Annotated in this window: 17 protein-coding genes and 1 pseudogene; 13 read left to right on the forward strand and 5 right to left on the reverse strand. The window is 60.4% G+C overall.

Features of this window, described 5'->3' with window-relative positions:
• Positions 1–26: 26 nt before the first annotated feature.
• The 10 genes from ABTV29_RS06955 (at position 27) to ABTV29_RS07000 (ending at position 8210) form a co-directional block, all read left to right on the forward strand.
• On the forward strand, positions 27–1052 hold the full coding sequence (locus tag ABTV29_RS06955) for an NAD(P)H-dependent glycerol-3-phosphate dehydrogenase (RefSeq protein WP_433769406.1): 1026 nt from the start codon (positions 27–29) through the stop codon (positions 1050–1052).
• Between the two features lie 30 nt (positions 1053–1082).
• Entirely contained in the window at positions 1083–1430 is a 348-nt protein-coding gene (locus ABTV29_RS06960) for a DUF4389 domain-containing protein (protein ID WP_433769407.1), read from the forward strand.
• Complete coding sequence (sixA, locus tag ABTV29_RS06965; RefSeq protein ID WP_433769408.1) at positions 1427–1882, forward strand: phosphohistidine phosphatase SixA; 456 nt, start codon at positions 1427–1429, stop codon at positions 1880–1882. The genes ABTV29_RS06960 and sixA overlap by 4 nt, the downstream gene beginning before the upstream one ends.
• A gap of 177 nt (positions 1883–2059) precedes the next feature.
• Positions 2060–3715: an AMP-binding protein gene (locus ABTV29_RS06970; protein WP_433769409.1), complete on the forward strand. Its 1656-nt coding sequence runs from the start codon at positions 2060–2062 to the stop codon at positions 3713–3715.
• 32 nt (positions 3716–3747) lie between these two features.
• Positions 3748–4191 carry a hotdog fold thioesterase gene (locus tag ABTV29_RS06975; RefSeq protein WP_433769410.1) on the forward strand — a complete coding sequence of 148 codons (444 nt, stop codon included), beginning with the start codon at positions 3748–3750 and terminating at the stop codon, positions 4189–4191.
• A 230-nt stretch (positions 4192–4421) separates the two neighbouring features.
• Complete coding sequence (locus ABTV29_RS06980) at positions 4422–5225, forward strand: alpha/beta fold hydrolase (RefSeq protein ID WP_433769411.1); 804 nt, start codon at positions 4422–4424, stop codon at positions 5223–5225.
• On the forward strand, positions 5222–6076 hold the full coding sequence (locus tag ABTV29_RS06985; RefSeq protein ID WP_433769412.1) for an alpha/beta hydrolase: 855 nt from the start codon (positions 5222–5224) through the stop codon (positions 6074–6076). Before ABTV29_RS06980 ends, ABTV29_RS06985 begins: the two co-directional genes overlap by 4 nt.
• Positions 6077–6126: 50 nt before the next feature.
• Complete coding sequence (locus ABTV29_RS06990) at positions 6127–6273, forward strand: hypothetical protein (protein ID WP_433769413.1); 147 nt, start codon at positions 6127–6129, stop codon at positions 6271–6273.
• 8 nt (positions 6274–6281) lie between these two features.
• Entirely contained in the window at positions 6282–7088 is an 807-nt protein-coding gene (locus ABTV29_RS06995) for a DUF4892 domain-containing protein (RefSeq protein ID WP_433769414.1), read from the forward strand.
• Between the two features lie 81 nt (positions 7089–7169).
• Entirely contained in the window at positions 7170–8210 is a 1041-nt protein-coding gene (locus ABTV29_RS07000) for an AI-2E family transporter (RefSeq protein ID WP_433769415.1), read from the forward strand.
• Between the two features lie 146 nt (positions 8211–8356).
• Here the strand turns inward: ABTV29_RS07000 and ABTV29_RS07005 are convergent, their stop codons facing one another.
• Complete coding sequence (locus tag ABTV29_RS07005) at positions 8357–9679, reverse strand: putative porin (RefSeq protein ID WP_433769416.1); 1323 nt, start codon at positions 9677–9679, stop codon at positions 8357–8359.
• Between the two features lie 283 nt (positions 9680–9962).
• Between ABTV29_RS07005 and ABTV29_RS07010 the strand changes: the two genes are divergently transcribed.
• Positions 9963–11087, forward strand: a complete 1125-nt coding sequence (locus ABTV29_RS07010; RefSeq protein WP_433769417.1) for a GNAT family N-acetyltransferase — start codon at positions 9963–9965, stop codon at positions 11085–11087.
• A 130-nt stretch (positions 11088–11217) separates the two neighbouring features.
• On the opposite strand, the gene ABTV29_RS07015 is transcribed toward ABTV29_RS07010, so the two are convergent.
• From ABTV29_RS07015 to ABTV29_RS07030, 4 genes and pseudogenes are all read right to left on the reverse strand, one after another.
• On the reverse strand, positions 11218–13050 hold the full coding sequence (locus ABTV29_RS07015; RefSeq protein ID WP_433769418.1) for an ABC transporter ATP-binding protein: 1833 nt from the start codon (positions 13048–13050) through the stop codon (positions 11218–11220).
• A 93-nt stretch (positions 13051–13143) separates the two neighbouring features.
• Positions 13144–13701: a peptidylprolyl isomerase gene (locus ABTV29_RS07020; protein ID WP_433769419.1), complete on the reverse strand. Its 558-nt coding sequence runs from the start codon at positions 13699–13701 to the stop codon at positions 13144–13146.
• Positions 13702–13704: 3 nt separating this feature from the next.
• Positions 13705–14510: pseudogene (locus tag ABTV29_RS07025) on the reverse strand (alpha/beta fold hydrolase).
• Between the two features lie 14 nt (positions 14511–14524).
• Positions 14525–15448 (reverse strand): LysR family transcriptional regulator, encoded by a 924-nt coding sequence (locus tag ABTV29_RS07030; RefSeq protein ID WP_110964427.1) that lies wholly within the window; start codon positions 15446–15448, stop codon positions 14525–14527.
• A gap of 51 nt (positions 15449–15499) precedes the next feature.
• Here ABTV29_RS07030 and ABTV29_RS07035 point away from each other — a divergent pair, with 51 nt between their 5' ends.
• Together ABTV29_RS07035 and ABTV29_RS07040 are read left to right on the forward strand one after the other, a co-directional pair.
• On the forward strand, positions 15500–15814 hold the full coding sequence (locus tag ABTV29_RS07035) for a 3-phosphoglycerate kinase (RefSeq protein ID WP_433769420.1): 315 nt from the start codon (positions 15500–15502) through the stop codon (positions 15812–15814).
• Positions 15815–15964: 150 nt separating this feature from the next.
• Positions 15965–16564 carry an FMN-dependent NADH-azoreductase gene (locus ABTV29_RS07040; protein WP_433769421.1) on the forward strand — a complete coding sequence of 200 codons (600 nt, stop codon included), beginning with the start codon at positions 15965–15967 and terminating at the stop codon, positions 16562–16564.
• The last annotated feature ends 291 nt before the right edge of the window (positions 16565–16855 follow it).

Below are 16855 nucleotides of genomic sequence, written 5' to 3' on the forward strand. Positions count from 1 at the left end.
CACTGGTATGGATTAACGGATTGCATATGACTGAACAGCGCCCGATTGCGGTTCTGGGAGGCGGAAGTTTTGGTACCGCCGTGGCTAACCTGCTGGCCGAAAACGGACATCAGGTCCTGCAGTGGATGCGTGATCCGGAACAGGCGGAAGCCATTCGGGTCAATCGCGAGAACCCGCGTTATCTCAAAGGCATCAAGGTTTTGCCGGGCGTGACCCCGGTGACAGACCTGCAAGCCACCCTCGAAGCCTGCGACCTGAACTTCGTCGCGCTGCCCTCCAGCGCGCTGCGATCGGTGCTGGCGCCGCACGCCGAGCGGCTGCGCGGCAAAATGCTGGTGAGCCTGACCAAGGGCATCGAAGCCCACACCTTCAAGCTCATGAGCCAGATCCTCGAAGAGATCGCCCCGCAGGCGCGCATCGGCGTGTTGTCCGGGCCGAACCTGGCCCGTGAAATCGCCGAGCACGCGCTGACGGCCACCGTGGTCGCCAGCGAAGACGAAGCACTCTGCGAGCGGGTACAAGCCGTACTGCACGGCCGTACGTTCCGCGTGTACGCCAGCGCCGACCGTTTTGGCGTCGAACTGGGCGGCGCGCTCAAGAACTGCTACGCGATCATCGCCGGCATGGCGGTCGCCCTGAACATGGGCGAAAACACCAAGAGCATGCTGATCACCCGGGCGCTGGCGGAGATGACCCGCTTCGCGGTGAATCAGGGCGCCAATCCGATGACCTTCCTGGGACTTGCGGGCGTGGGCGATTTGATCGTCACCTGTTCGTCGCCGAAAAGCCGGAATTACCAGGTCGGGTTCGCCCTCGGTCAGGGCCTGAGCCTGGAAGAGGCGGTCAATCGCCTGGGCGAAGTCGCCGAAGGCGTGAATACCCTCAAGGTGCTCAAGGCCAAGGCGCAGGAAGTGGGGGTCTACATGCCGCTGGTCGCCGGATTGCACGCGATTCTGTTCGAAGGGCGCACGCTTGAGCAGGTGATCGGGCTGCTGATGCGCGGCGAGCCGAAGACCGATGTCGACTTCATTTCCACCAGCGGTTTCAACTGAGCCCTCTAATTAACAGGAACGGAGCGAGACATGAGCGATCAAAAAGTGGAAGCCAAATACGAGTCCATTCTGTTGCGAGTGCTGTGGATGATCGTGTTTGTGCTGGTCTGGCAAGTAGCGCAGTTCATCCTGGGCGCCGTTGTGCTGGTGCAGTTGATCTATCGTTTGTTCTATGGCGCCCCGAGCGCCAGCCTGATGAATTTCGGCGACAGTCTGAGCCAGTTCCTGGCCCAGATCGGTCGGTTCGGCAGTTTTCACAGCGACCAGAAGCCTTGGCCGTTCGCCGATTGGCCTGCGCCGCGTACGCCGGAAGGTGAGGCACCGCACGTCGTGGCGCCAGCCCCGCATCCGGCCCGAGATGAGGAACCCAAGCTATGAAACTCTGGGTATTGCGTCATGGTGAAGCCGAACCACACGGTTCTCAGCCCCACGATTCACAGCGGGCGTTGACCGACCATGGTCGTGAAGAAGTGCTGCGCAGTGCTGCCCGGTTGATCGGACAGCCTGTCACCGCGATCTATTCCAGTCCTTATTTGCGAGCGCAGCAGACCGCGCAACTGGTGCGTGATGCCCTGGGCTTCGAGCCGGAGATCCGTACCGTCGATTGGCTGACCCCGGAAACCGATCCGGACAAGGTGGCCGAGCAACTGGTGTCGGTCAGCAATGTCCTGCTGGTCAGCCACAACCCGTTGGTGGGCAACCTGCTGAGCTACCTGCAGCATGGCGCCGGGCATCCACCGGAAAAGGTCAGCACCGCCGGCCTGGCCGAATTGAAGGGCGAGGAACTGCTGATCGGATCGATGAAGCTCAACAGCATCAAGCACCCGTAAACCTCTTCGCTTTTGTAGGAGCATGGCTTGCCCGCGATGGCGCGCTCAAGATCGCCATCGCGGGCAAGCCATGCTCCTGCAGGGATAGCGTCGTTTAAAAAATGTATGAAATAGCTAACCAAGCACTTGCTTGGTTGGCTACGCTTGCTCCACAACAAAAACAAAGGAGCGAGTCGCATGTCTGCTGCTTTTCGTTTGCCGCTGGACGTGTTCTACGAGCGTGAAGCTCGCCATCCCCGTCAGCGCTTCATGGTCCAGCCCATCGGCGGCGGTCAGGTCGAGACCCTGACCTGGGCCGATGTGGCTCATCAGGCCCGCTGCGCGGCGCACTGGTTGCGGTCCCGCGAATTGCCCCAAGGCAGTCATATCGCCCTGATTTCAAAAAACTGCGCGCACTGGATCATTGCCGACCTGGCGATCTGGATGGCGGGGCACGTTTCGGTGCCGCTGTACCCGAACCTGACGGCCGAATCCGTGGCCCAGGTGCTGGAGCATTCGGAAGCGGCGCTGGCCTTTATAGGCAAACTTGATGACTGGCCCGGCATGTCCCGCGGGGTCAGCCCTGACCTTGTGACCATCAGCCTGCCGCTGCATCCGCCAGGTGAGTTCGATTTCAGCTGGGACGATCTGCAACGCAGCTCGCCCATTCAAGACGATCCCCGGCCAGGCGCCGATCAACTGGCGACCATCATCTACACCTCCGGCACCACTGGCATGCCTAAGGGCGTGATGCACAGCTTCGGCAACCTGGGGTTCGCCACTTCCCGTGGCACGCAATTGTTCGGCCTGAATGAGTCGGATCGATTGCTGTCCTATTTGCCGCTGTGTCACGTCGCTGAGCGCATGTTCGTCGAATTGGCGGCTATCTACACCGGCCAAACCGTATTCTTTGCCGAAAGCCTCGACACCTTCCTGACCGACTTGCGCCGCGCGCGGCCGACGGCACTGTTTGGCGTGCCTCGTATCTGGACCAAGTTCCAGATGGGCGTGTACAGCAAGATCCCGGCAAAACGTCTCGATTTCCTGCTGGGCCTGCCGATCATCGGCAAGCGGGTCGGTCACAAAGTGCTGGCCGGGCTGGGGCTGGATGCTTTGCGGGTGGCCTTGTCCGGTGCGGCGCCAGTGCCACTGACCTTGTTGCGCTGGTATCAGAAACTCGGGCTCGACGTGCTGGAGGTTTATGGCATGACCGAAAGCTGCGGTTACTCGCACATTTGCCTGCCGGGCCAGTACAAGGAAGGATGGATCGGCAAGCCATGCCCTGAAGTTGAAGTGCGAATCGACGACTCGGGCGAGGTGCAGGTACGTAGCCACGCGACAATGCTCGGGTATTTCAAGGAACCGCAGAAAACCGCTGAGACCATCACCGAAGACGGCTTCCTGCGCACCGGTGACAAAGGTGAGGAGGACGCTGAAGGCAACCTGCGCCTGACCGGACGTCTGAAGGAAATCTTCAAGACCAGCAAAGGCAAGTACGTGGCCCCCGCGCCCATCGAAAATCGCCTGGCGGTGCATTCGCGCATCGAACAGGTGTGCGTGGTGGGGGATGGCCTGAGCGCGCCACTGGGCTTGTGCGTGCTATCGGCGGTGGGGCAGCAGGAGGCGCGCGCCGGGTTGCATTCAAGCCTGGAAAGGCTTCTGGAAGAGGTCAACAACGCCCTCGACAAACATGAGCGCCTGCGGCAACTGGTGGTGGTCAAGGACAGTTGGGCGGTGGAAAACGGCTTTCTGACACCCACGCTGAAGATCAAGCGCAACGTGATCGAAGCCGCCTACGGATCGCGCTTCGAAGAATGGAGCGCGCGCGGCGAAGCGGTGCTATGGCAGGATTGAGTCACGAATAAAACCAACAAGGAAAATCAGCGATGAGTCTGTGGCGCACCACTCCCAACATCGAACAGTTGAACGCATTCCAGAAAAACACCATCGGCGAAGTGCTGGACATTCGTTTCGAAGCCTTCGATGAAGAATCCCTGACCGCGAGCATGGTCATCGACCATCGCACCCACCAGCCCTATGGCCTGCTGCATGGCGGCGCCTCGGTGGTGCTGGCCGAGACCGTCGGTTCCATGGCCAGCTTCCTGTGCATCGACGCCAGCAAGTTTTACTGCGTTGGCCTGGAAATCAACGCCAACCATTTGCGCGGCTTGCGCAGCGGGCGGGTGACGGCGGTGGCCAGGGCGATTCACATTGGCCGTACCACCCACGTCTGGGATATCCGCCTGACCAGCGACGAGGGCAAGGCCAGCTGCGTGTCGCGATTGACCATGGCGGTGGTGCCGCTGGGTGAGAATCCGCCAGTGCGTTGAGCCCCGTACCTGTAGGAGCGAGCTCGCTCGCGATGGTCGTTAACGAAAACGCGAACTTTCTGAACCCCCGCGTTGACCGCGCCTCCATCGCGAGCGAGCTCGCTCCTACAGGGCAGGGATCGGTCATCACCATGGCGGGACTGTCATTATTCCTGTCAGTTACGGTCATTGCCGCAGGACGTGGTCTTACGGACAATCAACGCCTGTTCTCGCTCATGGATTTGCCGGTTATGTCGCAACAGATTTTTTTCGCCCACGCCAACGGTTTCCCTTCGGGCACCTATGGCAAGTTGTTCGCGGCGCTGGCGCCCGAGTATCAGGTGACGCATCTGGAGCAGCATGCCCATGACCCGCGTTTCCCGGCGGACGACAACTGGTACAACCTGGTGGATGAGCTGATCCATCACCTGCGCCAGCAATCGGAGCCCGTGTGGGGCGTTGGTCATTCCTTCGGTGGCGTACTGCACCTGCACGCGGCGTTGCGCTGCCCTGAGCTGTATCGCGGGGTGGTCATGCTCGATTCGCCGGTCCTGACTCGCGCCGATCAATGGGTCATCCGAGCCGCCAAGCGCTTCGGTTTCATCGATAAATTGACCCCGGCTGGCCGCACGCTGGGAAGACGGGAAGAGTTCGCCGACCTTGACAGCGCCCGGCGCTATTTCGCCGGCAAGACCCTGTTTCGTAGCTTCGACCCGGATTGTTTCGATGCCTACCTGCAACACGGTTTGCATCAGGTCGGTGACAAGCTGCGCCTGCGCTTCGACCCGGCTACGGAAATCAGCATCTATCGTGGCGTACCCCACACCAGCCCTGGCCGCCCCCGGCAATTGAAAGTGCCATTGGCGGTGGTGCGCGGGCACAAGAGCCGGGTGGTGATGCGTCATCACGCAAGCTCGGTCGGGCGCATGCCGCAGGGCGAGGCGCTGTCCATGCCCGGCGGCCATATGTTTCCCCTCGAACGCCCCCAGGACACGGCAGCGATGCTGAAAAAACTGTTCAGCCGCTGGGACGGTCGCCAACAGGATTGCGCATGAGCCATGTCGTCGAAGAAGTCCGCCTGAGCCTGCCGCATATCGAGTTGGCGGCACACCTGTTCGGCCCGGAAGACGGTTTGCCGGTCATCGCCCTGCATGGCTGGCTCGATAACGCCAACAGCTTCGCCCGGCTGGCGCCGAAGCTTAAGGGCCTGCGCATCATTGCCCTGGACATGGCCGGGCACGGTCACTCCGGGCACCGCCCGGTCGGTGCCGGCTATGCCATGTGGGATTACGCCCACGACGTACTGCAAGTCGCCGAGCAACTGGGTCTCAAGCGATTCGCGCTGTTGGGGCACTCCATGGGGGCGATCGCATCCCTGATCATCGCCGGGTCGTTTCCGGAACGTGTCACTCATCTGGCCTTGATCGATGGCGTGATCCCGCCTACCGACAAAGGCGAAAACGCTGCCGAGCGCATGGGCATGGCCCTGCAGGCGCAGCTGGACCTGCGGGAAAAACGCAAGCCGGTCTACAACACCCTCGAACGGGCAGTCGAGGCAAGAATGAAAGGGCTGGTGGCCGTCAGCCGTGAAGCCGCCGAACTGCTGGCACAACGTGGCCTGATGCCGGTGCCTGGCGGTTATACCTGGCGTACCGACAACCGCCTCACGCTGCCATCGCCGCTGCGTCTTACCACCGAGCAGGCCATGGCCTTCGTCCAGCGCATCGCTTGCCCTGCAAAACTGGTGGTGGCCGCCGACGGCATGCTCGCCAAACATCCCGAATTGCTGGAGCGTCTACCCTTTAGCCGTGAGCAGCTGCCAGGCGGCCATCATTTGCATCTGAATGACGAGCACGGTGCCGATCTTGTCGCAGACTGTTTCAATCGGTTCTTCGCCATTCCTTGACTTGCGCCGGGCAACTGTCGAGGCTGGGCGGCTGGAAATGGGAGACAACCATGATGGATCTGTACACCGCTGCGCCCCTCAATGATCACAAGGTCTCAATCGTGCTCGAGAAACTCGGCCAACCCTGCAGGGGCCGCGCCTTGAGTTTCGATGACGCTGCTGTCGTCAAGTTCGCCCACGCCATGCTGATCCAATGAGTCAGTCGATGCGATCTCTCAGTCTGCTGGCGCTGTTCAGTTTCAGTCCCTTGTTGTTTGCCGCCGATGTTCCAGGCAGCCAGGATCTGCCGATCGTGCCACGCATGGTCGATGCGCAGATCGTCGACTATCGCCCGGCTGTGGAACTGGAGCGGATTTATCCCCTCGGCTCTATCCGCAAGATCAGCGGCCAACTGCGATTCGACGGCCAGGTCAACGCCCGCGGCAACGCTACCTCGGTGACCTACGAGCTGCCGCCAGAACACTCCGCCATCGACGCCTTCACCGCCGCCCGCGAAGCCTTGCAGAAGCAGGAGGCCCAGTTGCTGTTCTGGTGCCAGGCCCGCGATTGCGGCGAAAGCAGCCTGTGGGCCAACGAAGTGTTCGGCAACTCCAAACTCTACGGCTCCGATAACGAGCAGGCTTACCTGCTGTTGCGCCTGGCGGCGCCGAAGGACAACACGCTGGTGGCGCTCTACAGCATCACCCGTGGCAATCGCAAAGCCTACCTGCACGTCGAACAGTTCGAGGCTTCGGCGCCGTTGGGCGATTTGCGACCAACGTCCGCCACCTTGTTGCGCGAACTCAAGAGCACCGGCGAACTGGATTTCCCAAAGCTCACCGACGCATCGGATGAAACCTGGCTACGCCTGATTTCCCGTGGCCTGAACCTGGACGCAACCTTGCGGGTCAGTATTTCCGGACCGAATGCCGAAGCCTGGCGTCAGGCCCTGATCGGGCAGGGCGTGCGTGCGGCACGAATGGAAACCGGCAGCGTCGAAGGCTCTGGCCTGCACTTCCAGCTGCTGCGATAACCATCAAAGGCGAACGCGTTCCGCGCGTTCGCCTATTCTTTTGCGGGCGGACTTTCCTCCCGGCTTTTTTCAGGACAATGGATGATCAATAACGATCGAATGTTGGTGCAGATCCTTCTTCTGGTGCTGTTCGGGGCGAGCGTATGGGTGATGGCGCCGTTCTGGTCGGCATTGTTCTGGGGCGCTGTACTGGCCTTTGCCAGTTGGCCGCTGATGCGTCTGCTGACCCGCTGGTTCAATGGGCGCGAATCCCTGGCCGCCGCCGTGTTGACCGTGGGCTGGATGGTACTGGTGGCGGCTCCCCTGGTTTGGCTGGGGTTCAACCTGGCCGATCATGTGCGTGATGCCACGGCGTTCATCAAGGATGTGCAGGTCGATGGCCTGCCGGAAGCTCCCGAATGGCTGGGTGGCATTCCGTTGGTGGGCAGGCGCCTGATGGAAATCTGGAACAGCATCGACCAGCAAGGCGCGGCCATGATGGTGTCGCTCAAACCTTATCTCGGGCAGGTCGGTAACTGGCTGCTGGCGCGCAGCGCACAGATTGGCGGTGGCGTTCTCGAGCTGACCCTGAGCATCGTTTTCGTGTTCTTTTTCTATCGCGACGGGCCGCGGCTGGCGGCTTTCGTCCATAGCCTGCTGGAGCGCCTGATCGGCGAACGTGCCGGTTATTACATCGAATTGGTGGCGGGTACCGTGCAACGGGTGGTGAACGGGGTGATCGGTACGGCTGCGGCCCAGGCGGTCCTGGCGCTGATCGGCTTCCTGATTGCCGGTGTACCGGGGGCCCTGGTACTCGGCATCGTGACCTTCATGCTCAGCCTGATTCCCATGGGGCCACCGCTGGTGTGGATTCCGGCCACGGCCTGGCTGGCCTGGAAAGGCGAATACGGGATGGCGGCGTTCCTCGGCATCTGGGGCACTTTCATCATCAGTGGCGTGGACAACGTGCTCAAGCCTTACCTGATCAGTCGCGGCGGGAACCTGCCACTGGTGATTGTGCTGCTGGGCGTGTTCGGCGGATTGCTTGCGTTTGGCTTCATCGGCCTGTTCATCGGGCCGACATTGCTGGCGGTGGCGTACAGTCTTCTGACCGACTGGAGCAAGAGTCAGGCGCGGGTCTGAGACCTTCGCTGACTTGAGAGGGGATCGCAGGAGGGTAATAAAACAGTCTCGCGTTGATCTGCCGGACGGATGATGGGGACCGTCAGACCAACGCCAGGCTGTAAAGGCGGCTCGGGCTTCCTTGCCCGAGTCGTGTAGCGGGTGAATCAGAACTTGGCTTCGGCATCCAGTTGCAGGGTGTTGATGTCCGAATCTTTCTTGTTGATGCTGGCGTTGGTCTGGTCGGAGGTCGCCATGAAGTAGGTGGCGCCCAGAGCGAAGTTTTTGTCCAGCTCGTAGCTCACTTTCAGCTTGCTGCCGCGCGAACCGGTAAAACCGTTGGCGAAGTCGGAGTCGGTGAAGGCACCCACCACCGAGTTACGCTGCACGTCGCGGTAGTTGTAGTCGATGGCGAAGCCATAGACCTTGGTCTTCACGCCAGTCAGCCAGCCAGTGTCCTGGTCGTTGCTGGCATCCTTGTTGTTGACGTACTGACCGTACAGCGAGAGCGGTACTGCCAGGCCGCCGATGTCGAGCTGACCAAAGCCTTCATACAGCTTGAACTGTTCGTTCGGGCTGTTGCCGTTGATGGCCAGTTGGCCCGGGATCACGCCGGCAACCGGAGTGATGTCGTCATCGTTGTCGTAGCCGTAGACGCTGCCACCCAGGGTCATTTTCAGGTTATCGGTGATAGCGAAGCGTGCGCCCAACTGACCGGCGTACAGACGCAGGTCGTGTTTGAACTGCACACCGTCGCCGTCGACGTTGTCCTTGAGGGTGTAGTGACCGGCGCTGCCGAACAGTTCGGTGCTGCCGCTCAGCGGGTACTTGTAAGAGAGGGACAGACCTTCCGGGCTGATGTCGCTATCCCAGATGATGTCGCCCATGCTCACCCATTGCTGTGGCATCTTGCCGCCAACGATGTGCAGGTTCTTGATCGCGTCGGGGTGGTAGTCGACGTAACCCTGGTCCAGCCAGATCTGCTTCTTGTCGAAGTAGTTGTCCAGGCTCTGGTTGGTGGAGCGAGGGTCGTCGTTGTTGCCGGTGGCGATACGGATACCGGTGTCGACTTGCGGGTTGATTTCGCTGTAGGCACCCAGGCGGGCACGAATGCGCTGGCGGTTCTGGTCTTTGTTGTTCGATACGCCGTCGTTTTGCACGGTTTCCTGACGGAAACGCACGTCGCCCTTGAATTGGGTCTTGGCAGCCCAGGCGAGCTTCTGGTCGAAAGTGCTCAGCTCATTGGTTTTCTTCGCAGTTGCTGCGATTTGCTCGTTGGTCTCTTGCTGAGCCTGGCGGGCGATCTGCTGTTCTTTCTGATCACGGGCCAGTTCGGCTTGCAGTTCGGTGTACTGAGCGTTGGTAATCGAGCCGTTAGCCTTGAGCATGTCGAGCAGTTTGGCGTCGACTGCGGCACTGGCCGGAACACTCATGGCCAACAGCAGGCCACCGCACAGGGCCGCCGCAGTTTTCGTGGAAGCAAGACGCATATCAATCTCCGAAGATGAGAGTGGATGGCTTGAGCCATCCAGGGCACAACCGACCATTGATGGACGGAAAACAGTGACCGGGTATAACCCGGCGCTCTAAAAACAGGCGCCAGTATCGCGATGGTTTATTACAGAGCAGTGGCAATGTGATGGCATGTCGATGACGATATGGAGTCGTCGCGAACTATTGAGCTAGAGCGTTGTCGTCGATTTTCGGGTGTGCAATGGATGGCGATAAGCGATACTCGCGGGGCTTTCACACCATGAATGAGTGAGGATGGTGATGCCGTTGCAACGCCTGCAAAGTCTGTCTGAAGTTGCCTCTGGAACATGGGATGCCCTGGTGCCCGAGGACCAACCGTTTCTGCGTCACGCCTTTCTGAGTGCGCTGGAAGACAGTGGCAGCGTGGGGGCTCATTCCGGCTGGCAAGCCGAGCATTTGCTGCATGTCGAAGGCGATCGACTGATCGCTGCATTGCCTGGTTATCGCAAATGGCATTCCTACGGCGAGTACGTGTTCGACCACGCCTGGGCCGATGCCTGTGAGCGCGCCGGGATCGATTACTACCCCAAGTTCCTGGCCGCCGTGCCGTTCAGCCCGGTCAGCGGCCCGCGCCTGTTGGCCGCCAGTGTCGAGGACGGTTTCGAGCTGCTCAAAAGCCTGCCGGGTTATCTGGAGATCGAACAACTCTCCAGCGCTCACATCAACTTCACCGATCCTTTCACCGATGCCGCATTGGCCGAGCAGCCGGGCTGGCTGCAACGCATCGGCTGTCAGTACCACTGGCAGAACCGCGGCTATCGGGATTTCCAGGATTTCCTCGATGCCTTGAGCTCGCGCAAACGCAAGCAGATGCGCAAGGAACGCGAGCAAGTGGCCGGGCAGGGTTTTGACTTCGAATGGCTGGAGGGGCGGCAACTGACCCAGGCGCAGTGGGATTTTGTCTACGCCTGCTACGCCAATACCTATGCAGTGCGTCGGCAGAGGCCTTATCTGACACGGGAATTTTTCAGCCTGCTGGCCGAGCGTATGCCGCAGTCGATTCGCGTGGTGCTGGCCAAGCAAGGCTCACGTCCGGTGGCGATGGCGTTCAGTCTGGTGGGGAGTGACAGTTTCTACGGTCGTTATTGGGGATGCCTGGCGGAGTTCGATCGCCTGCACTTCGAGACCTGTTTCTATCAGGGCATGGACTACGCGATCGCCAATGGTTTCCAGCGTTTTGATGCCGGTGCCCAGGGTGAGCATAAATTGATTCGCGGCTTTGAGCCGGTGATCACCCATTCCTGGCATTACCTGCGCCATCCGGGTTTGAAGGCTGCGGTCAAGGATTTCCTGCAGCAGGAGCGGGTGGGGGTGATGGCTTATGCCGAGGATGCGAGGACGGCGTTGCCTTATCGGCAATCCTGAACACTAGCCCCTGTAGGAGCGAGCCTTGCTCGCGATGAACCTGAGATCACCACGGGGTGTCAGGCACTGCGCGTCATCGTTGACGACCATCGCGAGCAGGCTCGCTCCTACATGGGCAAGGATCTGCAACTCAATCGATCCCGACAAACCCACCCGTCTGATGCTGCCACAACCGCGCATACAAACCGCCCAGCGCCAACAGTTCGGCGTGGCTGCCGGTTTCGGCGATCTTGCCGTTTTCCAGTACCACCAGCCGGTCCATCCGGGCGATGGTGGAAAGCCGGTGGGCGATGGCGATCACGGTCTTGCCCTGCATCAAGGTTTCCAGGCTTTCCTGGATCGCCGCTTCGACTTCCGAATCCAGTGCCGAGGTGGCTTCGTCCATGATCAGGATCGGCGCGTCCTTGAGCAGCACCCGGGCAATGGCGATCCGCTGGCGCTGACCGCCGGAGAGCTTCACCCCGCGCTCGCCGACATGGGCATCAAAGCCGATTCGGCCTTCGGCGTCCGACAGGGTCGGAATGAAACCGTCGGCCCGGGCTTTGTAAACCGCCTCCCAGAGTTCGGCTTCGGTGGCGTCGGGTTTGCCGTAAAGCAGGTTGTCGCGGATCGAGCGATGCAGCAGGGAGGTGTCCTGGGTGATCATGCCAATGCGTTCGCGCAGGCTTTCCTGGCTGACGTCGGCGATGTTCTGGCCGTCGATGAGAATGCACCCGCTTTCCACGTCATAGAGCCGTAACAGCAGATTCACCAGGGTCGATTTGCCGGCGCCGGACGGGCCGATCAGACCGATTTTTTCACCGGGCCTGATGGTCAGGTTGAGGTCGCCGATGACCCCGCTGTGTTTACCGTAGTGGAAGTCCACATGTTCAAAACGCACTTCGCCACGGCCCACTGCCAGCGGCTTGGCCTGGTCGCGGTCAGTGACGCTGACCGGTTGCGAAATGGTCTGCAGGCCGTCCTGCACCATACCGATGTTTTCGAAGATGCCGGTGACCACCCACATGATCCAGCCCGACATGTTGACGATGCGAATCACCAGCCCGGTGGCCAGGGCAATGGCGCCCACGCTGATCAACGACTGGCTCCACAGCCACAGGGCCAGGCCGGTGGTGCAGACGATCAGCAGGCCGTTCAGGCTGGTGATGACCACGTCCATGCTGGTGACCACACGGCCGGCCATCTGCGCTTTTTCGGTTTGTTCCTTGATGGCTTCGCGGGCGTATTGCTGTTCGTAGTTGGTGTGGGCAAACAGCTTCAACGTCGTGATGTTGGTGTAGCCGTCGACGATCCGCCCCATGAGTTTGGAGCGCGCATCGGAGGACCTCACGGAACGGTCCTTGACCCGTGGCACAAAGTAATAAAGCGAAGCGATGAACGAGGCGATCCAGGTCAGCAGGGGGATCATCAGGCGCCAGTCGGCTTCGGCGAACAGCACCAGCGAGCTGATGGCGTAGATCAGCACGTGCCACAGTGCGTCGACCGCCTGTACGGCGGAGTCGCGCAGGGAATTGCCGGTTTGCATGATGCGCTGGGCAATACGGCCGGCGAAGTCGTTCTGGAAAAAATTCAGGCTCTGCTTGAGCACGTAGCTGTGGTTTTGCCAGAGGATCATGCTGGTCATGCTGGGGCTGAGGGTCTGGTGCACCAGCAGGTCATGCAGGCCGACGAACACCGGACGCAGGATGAGTGCAACCACCACCATCCAGGTCAGTTCGAGGCCGTGTTCCTTGAAAAAGTCGGCGTTAGGTGTGCCTTGGGCCAGGTCGATGATGCGGCTCAGGTAGCTGAACAACGCCACTTCGACCAGCGCGGCGAACAGGCCGACGACCAGCAGGGCGGCGAAGCTGGGCCAGACCTGCTTGAGGTAATAGGTATAGAAAGGCCACACCCGATTCGGCGGCGCGGCTGTCGGGGCGTCGCGGAAGATATCGATCAGCTTTTCAAAACGGCGATAAAGCATCGGTTTTCCACCCGCGAACGGGCACTCCTTTAAACGGTTTGAGCGTTGCCGGAAATACCGGCAACGGCTCGGACATCCCTGTCCAGCTTAGTCTCAGTCGATGCGCTTGGCCGACTTGATGAACACCGGGTCGGCCGGCACGTCCTTCATGCCATTGCGCACGGTGGTTGGCGAATTGACGATGATGTCGACCACGTCCATGCCTTTGACGACTTTACCGAACACTGCGTAGCCGTCGCCCTGGTCGAGGAAATCGTTGTCCTTGACGTTGATGAAGAACTGGCTGGTGGCCGAATCCGGCACCGAGGTACGGGCCATCGACAGGGTGCCACGCACGTTGACCAAGCCATTGCTGTGCTCGTTCTTGATCGGCGCCTTGGTGTCTTTTTGCTGCATGGCCTGGGTGAAACCGCCGCCCTGGACCATGAAGCCCGGAATCACGCGGTGGAAAATCGTGTTGTTGTAGAAGCCGCTGTCCACGTAATCAAGGAAGTTCTTGGTACTGATCGGGGCCTTGACCGGGTCCAGTTCGATTTCGATCTGGCCGTTGGTGGTTTCCAGCAATACATGCGGCGCCTTGGCAGGCGTTGCCGCCATCAGGTTGGCGGCAAACAGTACGGAGCCAGCGGCGAGGGCGATTTTTTTCAGCATGGGTCAGTGATCCTGAGTGGAGTGGTGTCGACTGCGGTGAGGAATTCCAGCAGTGTCTGGTTGAAACGTTCGGGCTGGTCCAGCGGGGTGGCGTGACGCGAATCGGCGATCACCACCAGCCGCGCATCGGGCAGCAGTTTTACGTAATTCTCTTTCAGCGAGACCGGCGTGTAGTCACGGTCGGCGCTGACGACGAGGGTTGGACAGGACACCTTGGACAGTCGTTCCTGAACCCCCCAGCCAACGATGGCATTGAAGCTGGCGAGATAAGCATGTTTGTCGTTTTTTGCCCAGCGTTCGGCCATCTTTTCTCGCAAGTCCGCCTGTTCCGGTTTGGGGAACAATTTGCCGCCCAGGGCCTTGCCGATGGTGCGCAGGCTGAGGGCATGCATCAGGCTCCAGCGCTTGAACCACTGCCAGTAATCGTCGCGGCTGCGCAACTTGACCTCCGGCGCGCTGTTGACGATGCACAGGCTTTTGAGCAGTTGCGGCTGATCCACGCCCAACTGAAAACCGATCATGCCGCCCATGGACAGGCCCACGTAATGCACCTGGCCGAGGTTCAGGTGATCGATCAGCGCCACCAGGTCGGCGCTGAAGCCGGCGATGCTGTAGCGCTCGCGGGGCTTGTCGGAGCGCCCGTGGCCACGCACATCGGGGACGATCACCCGGTAACGGGCGGCCAGCGCGGGGATCTGTTTTTCCCAGTCCAGGGTGCTGGACCCCAGGCCGTGGACCAGCAGCAGCGGCGTGCCGTGGCCATATTCCTCATAGTGCAGGTTGCAACCTTCGTGTTCGAAATAGGCCATGCATACACTCCGTGTCAGGCTTGTTCAGGGGCGGCGAACGGTGCGTCCAGCGGCGCGGTGTCGAAGGTCCGCAGCAGTTCGATGAGAATCTGCGTGGCCGGCCCGAGGGGTTTGTCCTTGTTCGAGTACAGGTAAAAACTCGGGTTGCGGCTGCCGCCCTGATCCAACGGTAGCAGCTTGAGCGTACCTTCCTTGAGTTCTCGTTCGATCATGTGCCTTGGCAGCCAGGCGAAGCCCAGGCCGCTGCCGACGAAAGTCGCGGCGGTGGCCAGGCTGCCGACGGTCCAGCGTTGTTCGGCGCCCAGCCAGCCGACGTCCCGTGGTTGCTGGCGACCGGAGTCGCGGATCACCACCTGCAGCTGGCTTTCCAGGTCCTGGAAATTCAGCTCGCGATTGAGCCGATGCAACGGGTGTTCCGGATGGGCCACCGCGACAAACTCGACGTCGCTCAATTCCGCGCCCAGGTAGCCGGGAATGCTGAAACCGCTGATGGCCAGATCGGCCACGCCTTCGAGCAATACTTCTTCCACACCCGACAATACTTCCTCGCGCAGGCGCACGCGGCAGCCGCGGCTTTGGGGCATGAACGCGGTCAGCGCGCGGACGAGGCGGGCGCTGGGGTAGGCCGCGTCCACCACCAGTCGCACTTCGGCTTCCCAACCCTGCTCCATGTGGTGGGCCAGGTCTTCCAGTTGACTGGCCTGTTTCACCAGTTGCCGGGAGCGACGCAACAGCACGCCACCGGCTTCGGTGAGCACCGCCTTGCGCCCGTCGATGCGCAGCAGCGGAACGCCGAGCTGATCCTGCATGCGCGCCACGGTGTAGCTGACCGACGATTGCGAACGGTGCAGCGCCTCGGCGGCCTGGGCGAAACCACCGTGGTCGACCACGGCCTGAAGCGTTCGCCATTGATCAAGGGTCACGCGGGGCGCTTTCATGATGGGTTCCTCTTGTCCTAAGCTGCGCAGTTCTTAATTGGAGACTGCTGCATGAAAAAAATCCTGGGTGTCATGCTGGCGATGTTGCCGCTGACCGCGTTTGCCTACCCGATCGACGTACAAAAAGAACTCAATGGCCTGAAGATCGACTATTCCACCTACGCGACCGATTACGACATGGGCTCGATCACCGTGAACAACTATGGTGATGTCGCCGCCGACTGCGCGGTGGTGTTTCGCAATGGTCCTGAATCGCCAAAGACCCGCCGCATCAATCTGGCTGCCGGTAAAAGCGCCGACCTTTCCGCCAAGTTCAATCGCAAGATCATCAAGCTGTACATCAGCATGACCTGCAAGCCGCAATGACATCCAGCGGAGCAGGCTCGCCAGCCATGCTCCGCTTATAAACGAAATTATTGATCGGTTATAGCAGTTATTTGCGCTTTTTAATCGATATGACGATGTTTAACCTTCACTCCATCGACTTACAACATTCTCAGATGGAGCCTACATCCCATGTCACGCGTTCTGATCATCGAAAGCAGTGCCCGTCAGCAGGACTCGATTTCCCGTCAACTGACCCAGACCTTCATCAATCAGTGGAAAGCCGCGCATCCGCAGGACGAGATCACCGTTCGTGACCTGGCCGTCAACCCGGTGCCGCACCTGGACATCAACCTGCTCGGTGGCTGGATGAAACCCGCCGATCAGCGCAACGACATCGAACAGGTTTCCCTGGATCGCTCCAATCAACTGACCGATGAACTGCTGGCCGCCGACGTGCTGGTCATGGCCGCGCCGATGTACAACTTCGCGATTCCGAGCACCCTCAAGGCCTGGCTCGACCATGTGCTGCGTGCCGGCGTGACTTTCAAGTACACCGAAACCGGTCCACAGGGTTTGCTCAGCGGCAAGCGCGCCTACGTCCTGACCGCTCGCGGCGGGATCTACGCCGGCAGCACCGCGGATCACCAGGAACCTTACCTGCGCCAGGTCATGGGCTTCATCGGCATCCACGACGTGACGTTCATCCACGCCGAGGGCATGAACCTGGGCGGCGACTTCCAGGAGAAAGGCCTGAACCAGGCGAACGCCAGACTTTCCCAAGTAGCTTGACCTGTTAATCGCCAGATAATCACCGGATGGTCTAGTGACCTGGCGCAACCCTTCAAGCCTGTACGCGCATTGAATCTCCCCCTTGCACTTCTGCTCCTGAGTGCCCTGGCCCGATTGAACGCTTTAGCGAGATCGGGCTTTTTTTTGCCTGCATTTTGTTCGGTTGAAATCATTCCCTGTGGGAGCGACCCTGCTCGCGATGACGGAGTGTCAGTCGACAACGATGTTGACTGATCCACCGCTATCGCGAACAGGCTCGCTCCCACAAAAGGCTAAAACCCGCTATCGTCG

This window comes from Pseudomonas putida, from assembly GCF_050989985.1.
Taxonomy (GTDB): Bacteria; Pseudomonadota; Gammaproteobacteria; order Pseudomonadales; family Pseudomonadaceae; genus Aquipseudomonas; species Aquipseudomonas putida_AI.

Excerpts from the sequence above, each read along its gene's own strand:
- ABTV29_RS06955 (WP_433769406.1), top strand. The coding sequence starts at position 27 with ATGACTGAACAGCGCCCGATTGCGGTTCTGGGAGGCGGAAGTTTTGGT.
- ABTV29_RS06960 (WP_433769407.1), top strand. The coding sequence starts at position 1,083 with ATGAGCGATCAAAAAGTGGAAGCCAAATACGAGTCCATTCTGTTGCGA.
- sixA (WP_433769408.1), top strand. The coding sequence starts at position 1,427 with ATGAAACTCTGGGTATTGCGTCATGGTGAAGCCGAACCACACGGTTCT.
- ABTV29_RS06970 (WP_433769409.1), top strand. The coding sequence starts at position 2,060 with ATGTCTGCTGCTTTTCGTTTGCCGCTGGACGTGTTCTACGAGCGTGAA.
- ABTV29_RS06975 (WP_433769410.1), top strand. The coding sequence starts at position 3,748 with ATGAGTCTGTGGCGCACCACTCCCAACATCGAACAGTTGAACGCATTC.
- ABTV29_RS06980 (WP_433769411.1), top strand. The coding sequence starts at position 4,422 with ATGTCGCAACAGATTTTTTTCGCCCACGCCAACGGTTTCCCTTCGGGC.
- ABTV29_RS06985 (WP_433769412.1), top strand. The coding sequence starts at position 5,222 with ATGAGCCATGTCGTCGAAGAAGTCCGCCTGAGCCTGCCGCATATCGAG.
- ABTV29_RS06990 (WP_433769413.1), top strand. The coding sequence starts at position 6,127 with ATGATGGATCTGTACACCGCTGCGCCCCTCAATGATCACAAGGTCTCA.
- ABTV29_RS06995 (WP_433769414.1), top strand. The coding sequence starts at position 6,282 with ATGCGATCTCTCAGTCTGCTGGCGCTGTTCAGTTTCAGTCCCTTGTTG.
- ABTV29_RS07000 (WP_433769415.1), top strand. The coding sequence starts at position 7,170 with ATGATCAATAACGATCGAATGTTGGTGCAGATCCTTCTTCTGGTGCTG.
- ABTV29_RS07005 (WP_433769416.1), bottom strand. The coding sequence starts at position 9,679 with ATGCGTCTTGCTTCCACGAAAACTGCGGCGGCCCTGTGCGGTGGCCTG.
- ABTV29_RS07010 (WP_433769417.1), top strand. The coding sequence starts at position 9,963 with ATGCCGTTGCAACGCCTGCAAAGTCTGTCTGAAGTTGCCTCTGGAACA.
- ABTV29_RS07015 (WP_433769418.1), bottom strand. The coding sequence starts at position 13,050 with ATGCTTTATCGCCGTTTTGAAAAGCTGATCGATATCTTCCGCGACGCC.
- ABTV29_RS07020 (WP_433769419.1), bottom strand. The coding sequence starts at position 13,701 with ATGCTGAAAAAAATCGCCCTCGCCGCTGGCTCCGTACTGTTTGCCGCC.
- ABTV29_RS07030 (WP_110964427.1), bottom strand. The coding sequence starts at position 15,448 with ATGAAAGCGCCCCGCGTGACCCTTGATCAATGGCGAACGCTTCAGGCC.
- ABTV29_RS07035 (WP_433769420.1), top strand. The coding sequence starts at position 15,500 with ATGAAAAAAATCCTGGGTGTCATGCTGGCGATGTTGCCGCTGACCGCG.
- ABTV29_RS07040 (WP_433769421.1), top strand. The coding sequence starts at position 15,965 with ATGTCACGCGTTCTGATCATCGAAAGCAGTGCCCGTCAGCAGGACTCG.